15 protein-coding genes are annotated in these 17,606 nt (G+C 41.7%); 11 read left to right on the top strand and 4 right to left on the bottom strand.

Annotation, left to right across the window (positions count from 1 at the left end; genetic code table 11):
- Nucleotides 1-9: 9 nt before the first annotated feature.
- From mutM to HUS61_RS11395, 4 genes are all read left to right on the top strand, one after another.
- Nucleotides 10-819 carry a bifunctional DNA-formamidopyrimidine glycosylase/DNA-(apurinic or apyrimidinic site) lyase gene (gene mutM / locus HUS61_RS11410; RefSeq protein WP_175082486.1) on the top strand — a complete coding sequence of 270 codons (810 nt, stop codon included), beginning with the start codon at nt 10-12 and terminating at the stop codon, nt 817-819.
- 74 nt (nt 820-893) lie between these two features.
- Nucleotides 894-2,120 carry an efflux RND transporter periplasmic adaptor subunit gene (locus tag HUS61_RS11405; protein WP_175082485.1) on the top strand — a complete coding sequence of 409 codons (1,227 nt, stop codon included), beginning with the start codon at nt 894-896 and terminating at the stop codon, nt 2,118-2,120.
- Nucleotides 2,121-2,122: 2 nt separating this feature from the next.
- The gene (locus HUS61_RS11400) at nt 2,123-5,257 is read left to right on the top strand and encodes an efflux RND transporter permease subunit (RefSeq protein ID WP_175082484.1); all 3,135 of its coding nucleotides are present in this window, start codon (nt 2,123-2,125) and stop codon (nt 5,255-5,257) included.
- On the top strand, nt 5,250-6,647 hold the full coding sequence (locus HUS61_RS11395; protein ID WP_175082483.1) for an efflux transporter outer membrane subunit: 1,398 nt from the start codon (nt 5,250-5,252) through the stop codon (nt 6,645-6,647). Before HUS61_RS11400 ends, HUS61_RS11395 begins: the two co-directional genes overlap by 8 nt.
- 35 nt (nt 6,648-6,682) lie before the next feature.
- Here HUS61_RS11395 and HUS61_RS11390 read toward each other — a convergent pair whose 3' ends face one another.
- Genes HUS61_RS11390 through HUS61_RS11375 form a run of 4 tightly spaced genes read right to left on the bottom strand, consistent with a single transcriptional unit; the run spans nt 6,683 to nt 10,241 of the window.
- Nucleotides 6,683-7,171: a DUF3299 domain-containing protein gene (locus HUS61_RS11390; protein WP_175082482.1), complete on the bottom strand. Its 489-nt coding sequence runs from the start codon at nt 7,169-7,171 to the stop codon at nt 6,683-6,685.
- Nucleotides 7,172-7,179: 8 nt separating this feature from the next.
- A complete protein-coding gene (locus HUS61_RS11385; protein ID WP_175082481.1) occupies nt 7,180-8,466 on the bottom strand; it encodes an FtsX-like permease family protein in 1,287 nt (428 codons plus the stop codon).
- On the bottom strand, nt 8,453-9,151 hold the full coding sequence (locus HUS61_RS11380) for an ABC transporter ATP-binding protein (protein WP_175082480.1): 699 nt from the start codon (nt 9,149-9,151) through the stop codon (nt 8,453-8,455). The genes HUS61_RS11385 and HUS61_RS11380 overlap by 14 nt, the downstream gene beginning before the upstream one ends.
- A gap of 16 nt (nt 9,152-9,167) precedes the next feature.
- The gene (locus tag HUS61_RS11375) at nt 9,168-10,241 is read right to left on the bottom strand and encodes a CDP-glycerol glycerophosphotransferase family protein (RefSeq protein WP_258535990.1); all 1,074 of its coding nucleotides are present in this window, start codon (nt 10,239-10,241) and stop codon (nt 9,168-9,170) included.
- A gap of 217 nt (nt 10,242-10,458) precedes the next feature.
- Here HUS61_RS11375 and HUS61_RS11370 point away from each other — a divergent pair, with 217 nt between their 5' ends.
- From HUS61_RS11370 to HUS61_RS11340, 7 genes are all read left to right on the top strand, one after another.
- Nucleotides 10,459-11,565: a phosphoribosylaminoimidazolesuccinocarboxamide synthase gene (locus HUS61_RS11370; RefSeq protein ID WP_054561015.1), complete on the top strand. Its 1,107-nt coding sequence runs from the start codon at nt 10,459-10,461 to the stop codon at nt 11,563-11,565.
- 167 nt (nt 11,566-11,732) lie between these two features.
- Nucleotides 11,733-12,383: a methylamine utilization protein gene (locus HUS61_RS11365; protein ID WP_054561014.1), complete on the top strand. Its 651-nt coding sequence runs from the start codon at nt 11,733-11,735 to the stop codon at nt 12,381-12,383.
- The gene (locus HUS61_RS11360; RefSeq protein ID WP_175082479.1) at nt 12,373-14,688 is read left to right on the top strand and encodes an EAL domain-containing protein; all 2,316 of its coding nucleotides are present in this window, start codon (nt 12,373-12,375) and stop codon (nt 14,686-14,688) included. Before HUS61_RS11365 ends, HUS61_RS11360 begins: the two co-directional genes overlap by 11 nt.
- Nucleotides 14,675-15,508, top strand: a complete 834-nt coding sequence (locus HUS61_RS11355; protein ID WP_175082478.1) for a DUF3034 family protein — start codon at nt 14,675-14,677, stop codon at nt 15,506-15,508. The genes HUS61_RS11360 and HUS61_RS11355 overlap by 14 nt, the downstream gene beginning before the upstream one ends.
- Nucleotides 15,508-15,927, top strand: a complete 420-nt coding sequence (locus HUS61_RS11350; protein WP_371319661.1) for a group 1 truncated hemoglobin — start codon at nt 15,508-15,510, stop codon at nt 15,925-15,927. Before HUS61_RS11355 ends, HUS61_RS11350 begins: the two co-directional genes overlap by 1 nt.
- Nucleotides 15,928-16,008: 81 nt before the next feature.
- The gene (locus HUS61_RS11345; protein WP_306464833.1) at nt 16,009-17,079 is read left to right on the top strand and encodes a CDP-glycerol glycerophosphotransferase family protein; all 1,071 of its coding nucleotides are present in this window, start codon (nt 16,009-16,011) and stop codon (nt 17,077-17,079) included.
- Nucleotides 17,076-17,483, top strand: coding sequence for an adenylyltransferase/cytidyltransferase family protein (locus tag HUS61_RS11340; RefSeq protein ID WP_054561010.1), 408 nt, complete (start codon nt 17,076-17,078; stop codon nt 17,481-17,483). The genes HUS61_RS11345 and HUS61_RS11340 overlap by 4 nt, the downstream gene beginning before the upstream one ends.
- Nucleotides 17,484-17,606 lie beyond the last annotated feature (123 nt).

Here is a 17,606-nt window from a genome sequence, read left to right as displayed (position 1 = left end):
GAGTCACAGATGCCTGAATTACCAGAAGTTGAAGTTAGCCGTTTGGGAATAACACCGCATGTGCTTAACCAAACAGTGACCAAAGTAAATATTCATAACCCCAGTATGCGTTGGCCTGTGCCTGATGATGTATATCAATTACAAGGACTTAAAGTTTCTTCAGTAGAGCGTAGAGCAAAATATTTATTACTCGGTTGTGAGCTGGGTAGTGTTATTTTGCACTTAGGAATGTCGGGCAACTTACGAGTTGTGAGCGCAGATGAGCCATTAAAAAAGCACGACCATATCGAATTTATTTTAGCCTCAGGTAAAGCGCTAAGACTCAACGACGCGCGTCGCTTTGGTGCCTGCTTATGGCAAGCTCCAGGCGAATGTCATACCTTGCTAACCAAGCTTGGGCCGGAGCCACTTACCGATGAGTTTGCTGCAAAGCGTGTTTACGAACAGTCTAGAAATAAAAAAGTACCAATTAAACAGTTTATTATGGATAACGCTGTGGTCGTTGGTGTAGGTAATATCTATGCCAATGAGTCGTTATTTAAGGCCGGAATTCACCCGAAACGAGAAGCCGGCAAGGTGTCTTTAAAGCGTTATCAGCAATTAGTGCCTATTATTAAAGAAACACTTGCTGCGGCTATCACGCAAGGCGGCACAACATTAAAAGATTTTGCTCAAAGTGATGGTAAGCCCGGTTATTTTGCCCAGCAATTACTAGTTTATGGTCGCAAAGGTGAGCCATGTGTAACGTGTAAAGAGCCATTAAAAGAAATTAGATTAGGGCAAAGAAGCACTGTGTACTGCTCTAATTGTCAAAAATAACAAAGAATCCCTCATCTATGTAGTATTGCAACAGATAGCAAGATAGAGACAGGCTTAAGGAATGAGAAGGTTGTATGCTATTAAACAAATACGTCATAGGGTGCGTGTGCTTAGCGGCACTGCTGGGTTGTTCTAAAGAGCAACCTCAAGTTATCGTTGAAGAAGTGGTTACCGCTGAGGTTAAGCAGTTTGATGTGCCGCTGTATGGGAATTACGTGGCGCGTACAGACGCATCACTTGATGTTGAAGTACGCGCACGGATCACCGGCTTTGTACAAAGTGTTGAATTTGTTGAAGGTAGTTGGGTAAACGAAGGTGATTTACTCTACACCATTGATGATAGACCCTACCGAGCTAAGCTTAATCGCGTTAAAGCCGCACTACAAAAAGACCAAGCAGCGCTGGCAAAAGCAAAGCGCGATGTTACTCGTTTAAAACCCCTCTACGAGCAAGATGCAGCAAGTCAGCTCGACTACGACAATGCAATTTCTATCCAAGAGCAAGCGCAAGCGTCATTATCAGCAACCCAAGCAGAACTTGAAGAAACCAAGCTTGATTTAGAATATACCCGTATTACGGCGCCAATCAGTGGCATGGTTGGTAGCTCTGAAGCCGATCTCGGTGCTTTGGTCGGCAGTAACGGTATTTCACTCCTTACTACCATTCAGCAAATAGACCCTATTTTCGTTAATTTTAATATGTCGGCACTTGATTACTTGAATGCCAAGCGGCGTATGACCAGCATGATGGAGCAGCTACAAGCCGAACAACAAGGCAAGGCGCTAGAAGGCTTTGTACGTATTTCTTTGCCTGATGGCAGCGAGTATCGATATTGGGGCGATGTGAGTTTTACCGACCCTAAAATTAGCCCGAAAACGGGCACCTTTAAAGTAAGAGCAAAACTGCCTAACCCTAATAGTGAGCTATTACCTGGGCAATATACAAAAGCACGGATTAAATTATCTGAGTTGAAAGGTGCCATAGTTGTTCCCGAAGAAGCTACACAAGTTGAGCAGGGCGGTATTTATGTGATGGTGGTACTTGACTCAGGTGAGATAGAGCGGCGCTTTATTGTTGTTGAGCATTACGGTGAACAAGGGATTGTTGCCAGCGCTGGCTTGAGTGCCGGTGAGCAAGTGGTGGTGAAAGGTTTGCACCGCATTCGTCATGGTCAGCAAGTAAAAGCGATTTCGTTAGCCGAGTTTGAAAAACGCCAATTAACGCCAAACACGGGCACCATTCCACTGGCGCCAGATAAACCAAGCAAACAAGATGATGAAAAAAATCAGCAGGGAGCTTAACTATGTTTTCGCATTTTTTTATCAAGCGTCCAGTGTTTGCTATCGTTATTTCGTTAGTTATTTTACTCACAGGCTTGGTCTCGCTCTTTACTCTACCGGTTGATCAGTACCCTGATATTGCTCCGCCGTCGGTTAAAGTGTCTGCTTCATTCCCTGGCGCAACGGCTGAGACCGCATCGGAGTCGGTAGCCATTCCTCTTGAGCAAGAATTAAATGGCACGCCGAATATGTTGTATATGGAGTCAAAGGCAACTAACTCTGGCAGTGTTGGGATCACACTCACCTTTGATGTTGGCACCGACCCTGATCTCGCCCTTGTCGATGTACAGAACACCGCAAGCCAAGCAGGCAGTAATTTACCTGTTGATGTGCAAACTGAAGGGGTGAATGTCTCTAATGAAAGTTCCGTTGAGCTTTTGAAACTGGCACTGACCTCTGATGACCCCCGCTATGACGAAATCTATTTGAGTAACTACGCTAGCATCAATGTTGAGGCGGCTTTAAAGCGTGTTCCGGGGGTTGGTAAAGTGCGTAACACTGGCTCGCGTTCTTATGCTATGCGGGTCTGGTTAAAGCCTGATATTTTAGCGGGCTACGAGTTAACCGTGAATGATGTGACCGCAGCAATCAAAGCACAAAATAAAGAGGCCGCTGCTGGGGAGATTGGGGCTCAGCCAATGAGCGATGCAATTAAGCTTAATTTTCCGGTGCGGGCACAAGGACGGCTTAATAAGGTTGATGAATTTAATAACATTATGCTGCGAGTGAATAGTGATGGCTCGATGATCCGTTTGCGAGATGTTGCAAGGGTTGAGCTGGCATCGTCTGCGTACACTTTAAATTCAAAACTAAATGAACAGCCCGCCACTATTTTGCAGGTTTATATGTTACCAGGCTCTAATGCATTAGCGGTTACTGAACGTGTTAAGGCTGAGATGGAACGCCTGAGCGCGGCTTTTCCTAAGGGAGTGAAATGGCAGTTATTTTATGATGCCTCTGAGTTTATCAAGCTGTCGATTAATGAGGTGATCAATACCCTTATTCAGGCGCTGATCTTAGTGATTTTAGTGGTGTATTTATTTTTGCAAAACTGGCGAACGACTTTAATACCCGCTTTAGCTGTGCCGGTGTCGATAGTGGGTACCTTTATCGCCTTGGCTGCATTTGGATTTACCATAAACAATGTCAGTTTATTGGCTATGGTATTGGCAATCGGCATCGTCGTTGATGATGCGATTGTCGTAGTCGAAAGTGTTGAGCGACTGATCAATGAGCAAAATATGGAGGTAGTTGCTGCTACTAAGCAAGCGATGACAGAGCTTTCTGGCGCCATAGTGGCAACCTCTTTAGTACTGGCAGCGGTGTTTGTGCCGGTGTCATTTTTAGCCGGTATTACGGGCATTATGTACCGAGAATTTGCGATTTCAATTACCGTTGCGGTACTCATTTCGACCCTAGTTGCGTTAACCTTGAGCCCTGCTTTATGTGCGATTTTCTTAAAACCTAGCCTCCCATCAAACAATAAGATTTTTGTTAAATTTAATAATTGGCTTGAAGGTGTTGGCAAAAAATACACTTGGCTTGTAAAGGCATGCTCTGAAAAAGCAAAACGTAGTTATATTGGCTTTTTTATAATGCTAGGTGGCTGTTACTTTGTGTTCAGTCAATTACCAAGTAGCTTTATGCCGCAAGAAGATCAAGGACGCTTTTTTGTTGATATTACCTTGCCAGATGCGGCAACGGTCTCACGTACCAACGAGGTGATAAGTAAAGCTAACCAATTTGTTATGAGCCATGCTGGGGTAGCTTATTCATTCACACTAGCGGGTGAAAACCGCCGTGCTGGTAGTGCGCAATCACATGGTCAAATGGAGGTGATTTTAAAGCCTTGGCAAGTGCGTGCAGAGCAAGGTTTTACGGTCACAAGTGTGATGAATGATATTCGTAAGCAGCTGTACGCCATTCCCGATGCTGAATTTAATGTGTTTCAGCCATCGGCTGTGGCGGGGCTTGGTTCGGGCTCTGGTGTTGAGTTTGCGCTGCAAGAAAAAACAGGAGGCAACTTAACGGGTCTGGTTGAATCGCTCGAGGTACTGCTGGCAAATTTAAATAACCGCCCTGAAGTTGCTAAAGCAAGTAGCTCACTGCGTGGCTCAGTACCTCAGCTGTTTTTAGAGTTAGATAGAGAAAAAGCCATGGCGCTAGAGGTGCCGATTGCCGATGTTTACAGCACAATGAAAGTGCTCACTGGCTCATCAACAATTAATGACTTTAATTTATTTGGCCGCGTTTATCGGGTTAAAGTTCAGGCTGAAGATGAATTTAGGGCACGCCCTGAAAACCTCAACGAATTTTATGTGCGTTCAAAAAATGGCGCTATGGTGCCATCAAATGTGCTTGCTAAGTTAAATTTAACAACCGGTCCGTCTGCAATAAATCGCTTTAATATGTTTACCAGTGCCATGGTGAATGTATCGCCAGCTGAGGGCTATGCATCGGGAGATGTAATTAACGTAATTAAAGAAGAAATGGCAAAACTACCGCCTAACCTTGGCTATGAATGGACGGGATTAACTTATCAAGAAATTCGCTCATCGGGTCAGCTAAGTATCGCTATCAGCCTTGCTATTGTGTTTGTATTTTTATTTTTAGCGGCGCTCTATGAAAGTTGGAGCTTGCCGTTTGCTGTACTACTAATAAGCCCGATAGCCATGTTGGGAGCCTCTGTATTAACCTTAGTGACGGGGCATGACAACAATTTATTCTTCCAAGTCGCCTTTATTGCCTTGATTGGCCTTGCGGCAAAGAATTCTATATTGATTGTTGAGGTGGCAAATCAGCTTTATCAGGAGGGGATGGACGCCGCTGATGCAGCAATAGAAGCCGCCCGTTCTCGCTTTCGGCCTATATTAATGACTGCAGCCTCTTTTGTGCTTGGTGTATTGCCGTTGGTACTTGCTTCTGGCCCCGGAGCGGTTGGTCGGCAGTCGGTATCTATGCCTATTTTAGGGGGGATGTTACTGGCAAGCTCAATCGGCATTATATTAGTTCCGCTGTTTTTTATTACCGCTGCACGGTTTGTAAAAAAACAGCAAATACCGGCCTCTAAAGTAGTAGAGGAGCAAGTCGATGCATAAATTGTTACCATTGCTTTGTTTCGCTTGCATTCAAGGCTGTGCTGTAGGGCCTGATTTTGAAGCACCTGAGCATAGTGAAGTTGCTAATTTTATGGGTGCAGCAGCTACGCCACAGTCGCAGGCTTTAGCGGGATGGAAGCAAATATATAGCGACCCTCATTTGCAAAAGCTGATTAGCCAAGCGCTTCTTAATAACCAAGATATGTTAATTGCGCAATCGAAAATTATTGAAGCGCGAGCTCGGTATCGAATTACCGATGCCGCTTTATGGCCTGATGTGAATGTAGGGCTTACTCCAGAGCGAGAAGAAGAACTCAATAGTAGCCCCGAAAATACCTTTGATTTAAAAGGTTACTTAAGTTGGGAGCTAGATTTATTTGGTAGTAACCGACGTGCAAGCGAAGCCGCACTGGCAAATTATTATAGCCAAGAGCAAGCAAGAAACGCGTTGCAGCTCGCCTTGATTGCTGATGTTGCGCAGCAGTTTTTTGCCCTTAAAGAAGTTGAAGAGCAATTAAAAATTAGCCTGAGTACGATTAAGCTTCGCGAGAAGGAGCTTGAAATTGCACGTATTCGTAAAAAAGGCGGTATTATTTCAGGGTTAGAACAGCGCCAAGCCGAGGTTGAATTAGAGTCAGCGAAAGTGAAGATCCCGCCTTTACAGCATAGTGAAAGGCGGATTATTAATCAGTTAAAGTTTTTGATTGGTGATGCCAATGCTGATGTGCAAGGGGGGAATGAGTTATCTGTGCAAACTCTTCCTAAGCAATTACCCACAGGACTACCTAGTGAACTGTTAAAGCGTAGACCAGATGTGCAGCAAGCAATGTATCAATGGCAAGCGGCCATGGCTGAAATTGGGGTCGCAAAAGCGGCGTTATTCCCAAAACTTAAGTTGTATGCCGAATATGGCAGTGAAAGCACTGATTTTAGTGATTTGCTCGCCAGTAATTCGCAGGTTTGGTTGCTGGGCTCAGAGCTGTTAATGCCAATATTTAATATGGGACGCAATCAGGCAAATTTAACGGTGGCGGAACAACGAGCTTATCAGGCAAGTATTCAATACCAAAAAACAGTGCTGGTGGCACTGCAAGAAGTAAGTAATCAGCTTTCGAACTATCAGTCGGCAGAGCAAAGCTATGATGCGCAAAGAAGCTTGGTGCTCAGTAGTCAAGATTACTACCGCTTAGCACGTCTTAGGTATAGCAATGGTGTTGCCAGCTCTCTTGATTTAATGGATGCACAGCGCCAGCTATTTTCGGCAGAAATAGCGTTATCGCAGGCAAAGAATGATCGTCTGCAAAGCCTAGCAACGCTTTATAAAGCCCTTGGTGGCGGATGGTATGAATTAAGCGAACAGGAACTAGAAAAAGAAAAGGTGGTAGATTAATTAAAAGAGCATGCAAAAGCATGCTCTTTAAAAACTTATAACTCAAATGGTGCTACACCAACGGCTTTCATTTTATAGCCGACTTGAGCAATTTCACCAGACCAGGTTTCGGTGCTGATAACGCCAGTCACGACAATCGCATCGTAGAGGCTTTCGATTGGTACGCCGTCTTTAATCGTGACATGCACAATTTGATTTGGCGGCGGTGGTGGTACGTGAATACAAGCACCAAAGTAAGGTACCAATAAAAACTCGGTGATCACTTCGCTGTCGCCTTCAAGCGGAACAACAAAACCAGGCAAACTTACTGATTGACCATTAAGCTCTGTTACCACAGGTGCATCAAGGTCTGGTTGCACCCAGTTTTGTTCAGAGCCTTCATGGTTTGCTTGCGCTTGGGTATCGATTTGCACATGACCTTTTGGAATTAAATCTTCCCAGAAGATTTCTTTAGGTGCGCCAGCATTAGCTCCAGAACACACAACTAATGCGACTAAAGCGACGAATTTTCGAAAAAACGGCATAACATTCCTTAAATTTTAATACTCATGCCATCAGCAAGAGAGTAGAAATACGCACGGGTTGCAGGAATTAACCCAACAATAAAGCCTGCGACCATTATCGCAGCTAAAAGCATGAGTTCATAGGATGACAATAAGGCTATATTTAGGCTTATTCCGGCATGGCTTTGCAAGTAATCTGCGCCGAGTAGCATTAAAGCATAGAATAATGCGATGCCAACAATGCAGCCAAGCCCTGTAATGAGTAATGATTCGACACTGATCAAGGTGAAAATATGCCAAGGTCTTGCGCCAACAGAGCGCAAAATTGCAAGTTCTCTGCGGCGTTGATTTAAGCTTGAAAGCAGGCTCGTTAACATGCCAAGCAAACTGATCAGCACCACGACGATAGAAAATAATAGCAAGATTTTTTCAACGATAGAGAGCATTTCCCAGAGTTCACGCAAGGTAACCCCCGGCATGATGGCTAGCAGTGCTTCATCTTTGTATTGGTTAATATTACGACGCACTTGTAAGGTATAAAGAGGTGAATCAAAACCAAGTAAAAAAGCGGTTATTTGCTTTGGTGTGCCAACTAAATCAACATCATCATGCTGGTCGTGGTCGTGGTCGTGGTCGTGGTCATTTGCATCAGCCTGAACGGCTTCATGCTGATGAGCATGACCACCATGAATCGCTTCAATTGCTGCAAGTGGAATATGCAGGGTTTTATCAACAGGCGTGCCCGTTGGTTTTAAAATACCGACCACTTTAAATGGGTTATCGTCATGATTATGAAAGCTGGTATTGCCCATGCCGTGCGCAATCACCACTTCATCGCCTAGCTGATAGCCTAAGCTGCTGGCAACCTCTGCACCTAAAACAACCTCAAATAAGTGATTAAACTCATGACCTTGTGAAAAGCTCAACGACTGCTTTTTAGCAAAGCGATAGTGCTCAAAATAGTCTTTATTTGTACCAAGTACAGCCAAGCCTCTATGGCTATCGCCAAGCGACATAGGAATAGCCCATTTTACACCCTGTTGCCCAGAGATGTATTGGTAACTTTTCCAACTCACGCCATTATTAGCATGACCAATGCGAAATACCGAAGACAGCAGCAACTGGATATCACCGGTACGCGCACCGACAATTAAATCAGTGCCAGAAATTGTATTGCTAAAGCTACTTTTAGCATCAACTCGAACCCGCTCAATCGACATCAATAACATTACGCTGATAGCAATGGTAAACAGGGTGAGTAGGGCACTGGCCTTTCGGTTTAATAAACTTTTTGTGGCGAGTTTAATGAGTAGCATCTGTGCCTCCTTGTAACTCAACAAGGCTGATACTGCGGGTAAATAGCGTTTGTAATGTTTCATCATGGCTAACAAAAATTAGCGTGCTATTTGCTGCGCTTGCCTGCTCAAATAACAATTTTACGAATGCTTGGCGATTTTGTGTGTCAAGTGCTGAGGTAGGTTCATCTGCAATGATAATTTCAGGGCTGCCAATAAAGGCTCGCGCTGCGGCAACTCTTTGTTGCTGACCAATACTCAGCTTTGCAACTGCTTGATGTTGCAAGTTATCATTTAGTCCTAAAGCACTCAGTAAGCGGCTTGCTTCAGCGGCTATTGTTGCACTATTTTTTAATGCGTTTTTTTGCCTTTGCTTTGAAAATTGGCAACCCAAAGTCACATTTTCAATAGGCGATAAATAAGGTAGTAAATTAAAGTTTTGAAAAATATAGCCAATATGGTCGGCACGAAAACGGTCACGTTTACTATTACTAAGTTGGTTAATCGCTTTACCAAGCAGCTCGATATTGCCCTGTGTTGGCACTGTGACGCCAGCAAGCAATGATAATAACGTTGATTTACCACAACCACTCGGACCGTGAAGAAAAACATGTTCGCCTTGATCAATATCTAGCTTAGTAATATTGATCGTCGGCTCGGATTGTTTTGCGTGCCATTTAAAAAGCACATTTTCAAGCGTGATCATAACGACCTATGAATTGTTACCATCGCCAGTAATTTAATTTTCTACGCATTTTAAAATTACGAATAAAATTACGAGGTTTCGGCTTAAGTACAGGATTGCTCAATAGTAATTCATTGCTAGCAGCAAGTACACGTTGACTCGATAAGCCGTCTTGATATGGATGCAGTTGCTGGCAGAAGTGCTCAATTTTCGCCATTAATTCAGCAGGCTGTGTGAAGGCATAATCAATCGCTTCAGTTAGTTTATTGACATCTGTGACATCAATAAGGTGCTCGCCGGGTGCTTGGTTGCAGAAAGTCACGACAGGTTTTCTTTGTAAGATAAACATAAGCAAAATAGATGAGGTATCACACAGCATGACATCAGCAGCTTGTAATAGTGGTAATACGTTATCAGTCTCGACAAAGGTTAGATTGTCGTTTTGTAGAGCCTTGTATTTATCAACAAGCTCGCTTGGCATTTTCGGGTGGAATTGCACCAAAATTCGCCATTTACCTTGCTCACTATACGCTTTTATTTGTTCGTATAATTTAGGTGCAAGAGAAAGGTTTCTAGAAAAAGTTGAACAAATTAAAAGAGTTTGCCTTTTATCGCCTTCATCTACGTATGGATTGTTTTCTATTTTTGAAAATAATGGATCTAGAGTAGGCCAACCTGTTTCTTTAGTTAAAAAGAAACCATGCTTTTTAGCTAGTTCCTCAAACTTAGAAGTTGTATTAGGGCCTTGGGTACAATACAGGTCAAAGCAGCCTCGGATGTTAAAATGATCTTCGTATCCTTTTCGATTTAGTTTTCCAGAATTAAAGCCGTGAAAAACAGCTACTTTTTTTCCTGGGATAAAGTTTGGAATTACATTCCCGGGAATGTATGAAATGTCTGGTTGCCACTGGATTACATCATCTATAGTTTCTAAACACGATTCATCTGAACGAAGGAAGTTCTGATTAACTTCATCACCATAGAAAAACCATTTAACTTCACCACCACGAGCTAAAATCTCCCGTTGCAATGGGCGTAAGATCGCGTACGAATAGTTCTGCGAAATAAACATTAAATATCTTTTTTCTGCGGTAGCTGCTAAGTAATCCAAGAAAACCTCCTATTTCGAGGGCACTAGTATAGCGAAATAATGTTTATGACAGCAAAATTACTGAAAGTTTAAATTTTTATGGTTTTTATTACATCCGCAGGCTGCTGATGATAGTGCAATGATTGAGCTTTCAAGGCGTCTAGATTATTATAGGCGGCCATAACCCCAATCCCATACATGTGCTCACAAGAGCATGCCAAATACTATCGGAGATAGCATGACTAGCTATAAAGTTTTAGACGTAAACGATGATTTACCGATCCGTACCAAAGGTGCGGTACACAGTGGTAAAGTGCGTTCAGTTTATTGGTTAACTGATGAAGACAGCGCTCGTTTAATTAATGACAAAGGTTATCAAGTTCCAAAAGGAACTGAGCTAGCTATTATGGTTATTTCTGACCGTATTTCTGCGTTTGATTGTATTTGGCAAGGTGAAAACGGTTTAAATGGTGTTCCTGGTAAAGGCATCGCGCTAAACTCTGTGGCATCTCATTGGTTTAAGTTATTTGATAAAGCAGGCCTTGCTGGTAACCATATTGTTGATATTCCACACCCTTATGTATGGATTGTGCGTAAAGCAAGTACTGTAAAAGTTGAAGCCATTGCTCGCCAATATATTACTGGCAGTATGTGGCGTGATTATGCGAAAGGCACGCGCAATTTCTGTGGTATTGATTTACCAGAGGGACTAGCTGCGAACCAAAAGCTAGATGAAGTGTTAATTACGCCATCAACGAAAGGCATTATCACAGGTGTTACTGACATTCCTGAAGTAGATGATGTGAACATTACCCGTGAAAACATCACCAATAACCTATCTGTTTTTAACTTCAAGTCTGAAGACGATGTCGCTAAATATGAGCAATTACTTGTTGAAGGCTTTAAGCTGATCAGTGATGAACTTGCACAGCTTGACCAAATCTTTGTCGATACTAAATTTGAATTTGGTTATGTTGAAGACATTGATGGTTCAGATAAGCTTATCTACATTGATGAAGTAGGCACGCCTGATTCATCACGTATCTGGGATGGCCCAGCTTACCGTGACGGTAAAATCATTGAAAACTCAAAAGAGGGTTTCCGCCAGTTATTAATTAATAACGTGCCAGACAGCGATGTGTTATTAAATAAAGACCGCATGGACGAGCGTGAGCAGCTTGCTAAAGACTACACCTTGCCAGAATCAGTGATGCTTGAAGTGTCTGATACTTACGTTGGCATTGCGAGTAAAATCATTGGTCAAGAAATTACTATTCCAAGCGACCCTCGTAGTGAAGTAATCGCTATTTTAGATAAAGAATACGGCTTAATTAAGCACAATTAATTGCTATTTTTTTAACTTAGATATGCTCTAAGTCAATATTATTAAAGCCAAGTTGGTTTTCTAGTAAAACTGCTTGGCTTTTTTCTTGCTTTTCATACCCTCTCTCATTAACTTAAGCTAAGATTAATCTATACTTATTAGCAAACTAGGCTAAGCAAGGTTCAATTATGACGTTTTTTGCGCACTGTGCTCGCACGGTATGTTCTTTTGTAGTTCTGTGCAGCGCAGCAACTGCATTCGCTGCTGATATTTCATTTACCGTTCGTGATCAATTTGGTAAGCCTTTGGCTGATGCTGTAATCGAATTAGAAAATAATGCGAACTTACCGAGCACGCAATTACCCGTTGCTGTGATGGATCAGGTTAATAAGCAGTTTTCACCTAATGTATTGGTGATACAACAAGGACAGTCTGTTGATTTTCCTAATAGCGATAATATTCGCCATCATGTTTATTCTTTTTCAAGTGCTAAACCTTTTAATATTAAGCTTTACGCTGACCGTCCAGAAAAACCAGAGTTGTTTGATAACACCGGGGTTGTAGTCTTAGGCTGTAATATTCACGACTCTATGGTGGGTTATATCTATGTCGCAAATAGCGCTAATACACTAAAAACAGCAGAGGATGGTAAAGTACAATTAAAAGGTATTACTGTTCCAACTAGTATAACGATTTGGCACCCAAACCAAGCAAGTGAAATTAATAAAAAATTATCAGTCACTGTAACTGAGCAAGTCGCTGATATTACAATTAATACGAATGAACCTGCACCGCGTAATACGTTTGGTGAAATGTTTAAGGCAGATAATGATTCATAGTTTAAGAGGGCGGATCATAGCCTTATGCGTAAGCCTGGTTTTATTAACTAGTTTAGTCAGTTTAGCGAGCTCTTGGTGGTCGACAAATCGCTTTAACGATCAAAAGCTACGTGAAGATATTAATGTTGCTGAAAATGTTTTTAAGCAATATTTAAGCGCTAAAGAAAGCCTGCTATTAACTGCTGCAAAGGTGCTGACCGCAGATTTTGGCTTTAAACAAGCGGTCGCTACTCAAGACGCTGATACCATTAGTAGTGTATTGAATAACCACAGTCGCCGAATAAACGCTGATTTGATGTTGCTTGTGGATTTATCAGGGCAATTGGTCTCAGCAAATACTGAATTTAATCATATGCCAGATGAGTTTTCTGCATTGATGAATGAATTACTCATTGATGCTGAACAATCAAATTTCATTGTACTTGATCAAACCCTTTACCAAGTTATTTTACTGCCAGTACGTGCGCCGCGAACTGTTGCCTACAGTTTAGTGGGCTTCGAGATTAACGACCTTGTTGCTGCAGAGCTTAAAAAACTCACTACAATGGATGTGAGTTTTATTGGTGAAGAGGATGGTGTGGTAGAGACATCGCTGCCCAAGCAACCACAAAGCACTTCTGTATTAGCGCATTTTAATAACGAGACAACGCAGCGCATATTTGGTGAAAAGCCGGTCTATAGAAACCGACTAGTTGAACTACCATCTTTGCCCGGACACCTAGTTTCTGTGCTATTAAGTGCTGATCTAACCCAGAGTTATCGTGAGTTTGAACAGCTGTTTTTTACCATTATTGTGCTTGCTGCTATTACGGTTGTGATAGGCGTATTGACCAGTGGTATCTTAGCTAAAAACCTCACGACACCGCTTTCAAAGCTTACTTTACTTGCACAGCAATTTGCCCGTGGCAATTATAAAGCTGAATTTGTAGGTAAAAAGCAAAGTAGCGAGATCACCACTTTAATTGATGCCTTTAACAACATGGGTAACGACATTAAAGAGCGTGAACAGCAAATAAGTTTTCAAGCTAGCCATGACTCATTAACCGGTTTTTATACCCGTTCTGCTATGTTAGAAAATATGGAAAACTTGTTTGCCGAAGGAGCTGAGTACACACTGGTTGCTATAGATATCCGCGGCCTTCGTCATATCAATGATAAATTAGGTCCGCGTATTGGTGATGATTGTTTAAAAGCGGTTGCTGAGCGTATTGGTGAATACTCAGCTCATCATAATGGTGTTAATGCCCGGATTGGCGGTGACGAATTTTTAACTTTATTGCCAGCCGATGAAACGAAACAATTTAAAGATGCGGTAATGAAGTTAGTTGTTCAGTTACAGGCTGGCTACTTAATTCAAGGCTTAAACATTACGTTACGCTTTAGTGTTGGTGTGGTGCATTGCCTTTCGCAAAATGTCAGCCCTGAGGATTTAATGCGTCGCTCGTTAATTGCTGTTGATACTGCATCTTGCGAGCATAAAACTATTCATTATTATCAAGAAGGTGAAGACGAAGAACATCTTGAGCGCCTAGCAATAATTGATGAACTTAAGCAAGCCCTTGTTGATGATGACGGTCAGCTGTTCATGACCTATCAGCCAAAACTAAATATTAAAACTAATAGCATTGATAAAGTTGAGTCGTTAATCCGCTGGCAGCGCAAAGACGGTCAGTGGGTTTCACCTGAACTGTTTATTGATTTAGCAGAGCAATCGGGGGTGATTGTTGAGTTAACTTCTTGGGTTGTTAAAACCGTAGTGTCGCAAGTTGCAGCATGGCAACAGCAAGGTATTACTATGCAGGCTGCGATTAATGTCTCTGCGCAAGATATTGCATACCCAAGCTTTTACTCACACCTTGCTAAACAGTTAGAAAAACATGCTGTTAATGGGCGCTTGATCACAATTGAGCTTACAGAACGCGATATGATTGAGAACGAAGAGCAAGGTATTAAGGCGCTAGAAAACCTCAAAACCTTGGGGGTTAAAATCTCGTTGGATGACTATGGTGTAGGGCAAACATCGCTTGGGCGCTTAAAGTCATTACCGATTGATGAGCTAAAACTTGATAAGTGTTTTATTTTGCAATTAGATCAGTCTCGTCAAGATCAATACATAGTGCAATCTACGGTTACTCTAGGTCATCAGCTGGGCTTTTCGGTTGTTGCTGAAGGGGTTGAGAACAAAAATTCACTGGATATTTTAGTGCAAAATAAATGCGATTATGCACAAGGGTATTATTTAAGTAGGCCACTAAAATCAGAGCAGTTTTTGCAGTGGTTAGAGGTGTACAATGAAGCGTCTTAATTGGTTGTTTTGTCTGGCTTGTATCGGTTTTGCAAGTTCAGGATTAGCTGCATCGGGTAAATTATTAGCAACGCCCGGTGTCTCACAGGTTGAAGGTAGCGCGGGTGGTGGTATTGTCCCTTGGGCGCAGCTTGCAGGCTATGCAAGTGATGATGAAATAGCAATAAATGGTTTTTGCAGCCGTGCAGATGTGAGCGATTACCGCTTAGATGTTTGTGGCGCGCAGCTAAATATTTATGATCGCGTTGAATTTAGTTACGCAGAGCAACGCTTCGAAGTTCCGGCATTAAATACCGATATTGAGCAATCAGTTACAGGTGCAAAAGTGCGCTTATACGGTGATATCGTTTACAGTAAATGGCCGCAGTTGAGCTTGGGTGTACAACATAAATCACTGGATGACGGCAGTATCGCAAACTTACTCGGCGCCAAAGATACCAGCGGTACCGATATTTATCTTGCTGCCAGTAAATTACACTTAGGGGCGCTTGCTGGGTATAACTGGTTTTGGAACACCACCTTTCGTTATAGTGATGCTAATCAACTAGGCTTGTTAGGCTTTGGCGGCCCTGATAGCGATAAAGAATTGTTATTTGAAGCATCTACTGCAGTGTTTTTAACCCATCAAATAGCTGTGGGTGTTGAGTATCGTGAAAAGTCCAATAACCTTGGCTTAGGAGAGCAAGATTGGCAGGATGTGTTTGTTGCTTGGTTCCCTAACAAGCATGTTAGTGTGACCGCAGCTTGGTTAGACTTAGGAAGTATTGCTGGGGCTGAGGAGCAAACAGGTTGGTATCTTTCTGTAACAGGGTATTGGTAATGATGAAAACACTTTTTATATTTGTATTTGCCGCTATGTTAGTTGGTTGTGCGAGTAGCAACAATAGCACCTTGTATCAGCAAGTTAATGGTGAGCAAGGAGTTGAAAAGCTGGTTGATAGTTTTATTAATCAAATAGGCCGTGACGAACAAATTTTAGCTTATTTTAAACAAACGAATGTTGCCCATTTTCGCCAAGGCTTTATCACTCACTTGTGTAGCGTCACCGACGGCCCTTGTGAATACAAAGGCGACAATATGGTTGATATCCACACGGGAATGAACATCCCCGAAAAAGACTTTAACCGTGTGGTAGAGCTTTTGATTAATGCTATGGACGAACAACAGATCCCTCAAACGGTACAAAATAAGATTCTGAGTCGCTTAGCACCGCTGCGCCCTGAGGTAATTGATATTTAGCTAATATAAACTTTAATTGTGGGCTGAAACAAAAATGTAATTTATGTACAATAGCTATTGATTTAAGTTATTAAGTTGTAAATGATGCAGTTATATTTTGATGTTCAACATCTATATTATATTCCACAATACCTGCCTGTTTTAAAGGAGTTAAAAGAAAAAGGCCACAAAGTCTCAATGGTTTTCTACAAAGAACAAGATGAGCGCAGTCGTGCAGTATGCTGTGACTTTATAGATAAAAATGCAATAGTTGCAAAGTGGTTAACAAACACAAGTGAAACCTTTGACTTTTATCAGAACTCAGATGCAGATTGGGTCGTATTTGGCAATACATTCGCAGGTGCTGAGGATTTAAATAAAAAGACTGTACTGATGCAGCATGGGATAGGCCCAAAACAGTGTTATTACGACGTATCGAACAACAAAATGACAGTACGGTTTGTTGAAGGTGAACATCGACTGCAACGTTTAAGAGCGCTTTACCCCGAAGGTAACTTTATTGATAGTGGCTATGCAAAATTAGACCCTATTTTTAATCAGACTCTAGGTACTATTAACCTCAAAAACTTAGGCCTAGATCCAACAAAGAAAACCTTGCTGTATGCACCTACTTTTTATCCAAGTTCTTTAGAATGTTTTAGCGATGATTTTCCTGAGCATTTTGATGAATTTAATATTATCGTTAAGCCTCATTTCTTTAGTTTGTTTAAGAAAAAATATAAAAAACAACGCCTAAAGCTTGAGAAGTGGGCTAGCGCTAAGAATGTTTACCTTGCTAATGAGTTCGATTTTGACCTTACTCCTTTTTTAGAACTTGCTGATATAATGATTTCTGATGCATCGTCAGCCATATTTGAGTTTGCAGCATTAGAAAAGCCTGTTATCTGGTGTGATTTCTATAAGCTGCGCTGGTCTTACAGAGGTATTTTTTCTTATAGGTTAAAAGCTCGACTTGATGAAGATATCAAATACTTCAATGAGCTATGTATTCGTGCAGGAAGTTATAAAGATTTAAAGCAGTTATTAAGTTCAAGTTTTATTGAACCAGCTGAATTTAAAGAAAAAAGAAAAGAAATAGTTTACAAGCTGGCAGGTATTACGGATGGTCACTCTGCAAAGAGAATTGTATCTTATTTAGAGGAGCATCAATGAAACGGGTAATTACATTTGGCACGTTCGATATTTTTCATGTGGGACATATCAATATTTTAGAGCGAGCTAAAGCGTTAGGAGATTATTTGATTGTAGGTGTATCTTCCGATGAACTAAACTTCTCTAAGAAAGGTCGAAAGCCCGTATATAGTGAAGCTGATAGGCTGAAAATTATTAGTTCATTGAAGTGTGTCGATGAGGTATTTGTAGAGCATTCTCTAGAATTAAAAGGTGAGTACATCAAAGATCATCAAGCCCATTTACTTGTTATGGGAGACGATTGGGCTGGTCGATTTGATCAATTTAGCCAACTTTGTGATGTAACTTATTTAGAGCGTACTCCCTCTATCTCTACAACGGAAATAATAGAAGTTGTGAGGCAACCTTCAAATTGTCATTTATAATTAATAAAATAGCTGTATGCGCTTACGTTCAATTAAAAATAAGATGTGTATATGGCTTTTTTATTTATCTCTCGCAACAATGTGCACGCTCGCTATTACAAAGAACTAACTAGGAAACTGCCT

The organism is Pseudoalteromonas sp. 0802 (assembly GCF_013350085.1).
Lineage (GTDB): Bacteria > Pseudomonadota > Gammaproteobacteria > Enterobacterales > Alteromonadaceae > Pseudoalteromonas.
This window is presented reverse-complemented; position numbering and strand designations above follow the sequence as displayed.

Bases quoted from the DNA above. Each gene is read 5' to 3' on its own strand.
- mutM (WP_175082486.1), top strand. From the start codon at position 10: ATGCCTGAATTACCAGAAGTTGAAGTTAGCCGTTTGGGAATAACACCG.
- HUS61_RS11405 (WP_175082485.1), top strand. From the start codon at position 894: ATGCTATTAAACAAATACGTCATAGGGTGCGTGTGCTTAGCGGCACTG.
- HUS61_RS11400 (WP_175082484.1), top strand. From the start codon at position 2,123: ATGTTTTCGCATTTTTTTATCAAGCGTCCAGTGTTTGCTATCGTTATT.
- HUS61_RS11395 (WP_175082483.1), top strand. From the start codon at position 5,250: ATGCATAAATTGTTACCATTGCTTTGTTTCGCTTGCATTCAAGGCTGT.
- HUS61_RS11390 (WP_175082482.1), bottom strand. From the start codon at position 7,171: ATGCCGTTTTTTCGAAAATTCGTCGCTTTAGTCGCATTAGTTGTGTGT.
- HUS61_RS11385 (WP_175082481.1), bottom strand. From the start codon at position 8,466: ATGCTACTCATTAAACTCGCCACAAAAAGTTTATTAAACCGAAAGGCC.
- HUS61_RS11380 (WP_175082480.1), bottom strand. From the start codon at position 9,151: ATGATCACGCTTGAAAATGTGCTTTTTAAATGGCACGCAAAACAATCC.
- HUS61_RS11370 (WP_054561015.1), top strand. From the start codon at position 10,459: ATGACTAGCTATAAAGTTTTAGACGTAAACGATGATTTACCGATCCGT.
- HUS61_RS11365 (WP_054561014.1), top strand. From the start codon at position 11,733: ATGACGTTTTTTGCGCACTGTGCTCGCACGGTATGTTCTTTTGTAGTT.
- HUS61_RS11360 (WP_175082479.1), top strand. From the start codon at position 12,373: ATGATTCATAGTTTAAGAGGGCGGATCATAGCCTTATGCGTAAGCCTG.
- HUS61_RS11355 (WP_175082478.1), top strand. From the start codon at position 14,675: ATGAAGCGTCTTAATTGGTTGTTTTGTCTGGCTTGTATCGGTTTTGCA.
- HUS61_RS11350 (WP_371319661.1), top strand. From the start codon at position 15,508: ATGATGAAAACACTTTTTATATTTGTATTTGCCGCTATGTTAGTTGGT.
- HUS61_RS11345 (WP_306464833.1), top strand. From the start codon at position 16,009: ATGATGCAGTTATATTTTGATGTTCAACATCTATATTATATTCCACAA.
- HUS61_RS11340 (WP_054561010.1), top strand. From the start codon at position 17,076: ATGAAACGGGTAATTACATTTGGCACGTTCGATATTTTTCATGTGGGA.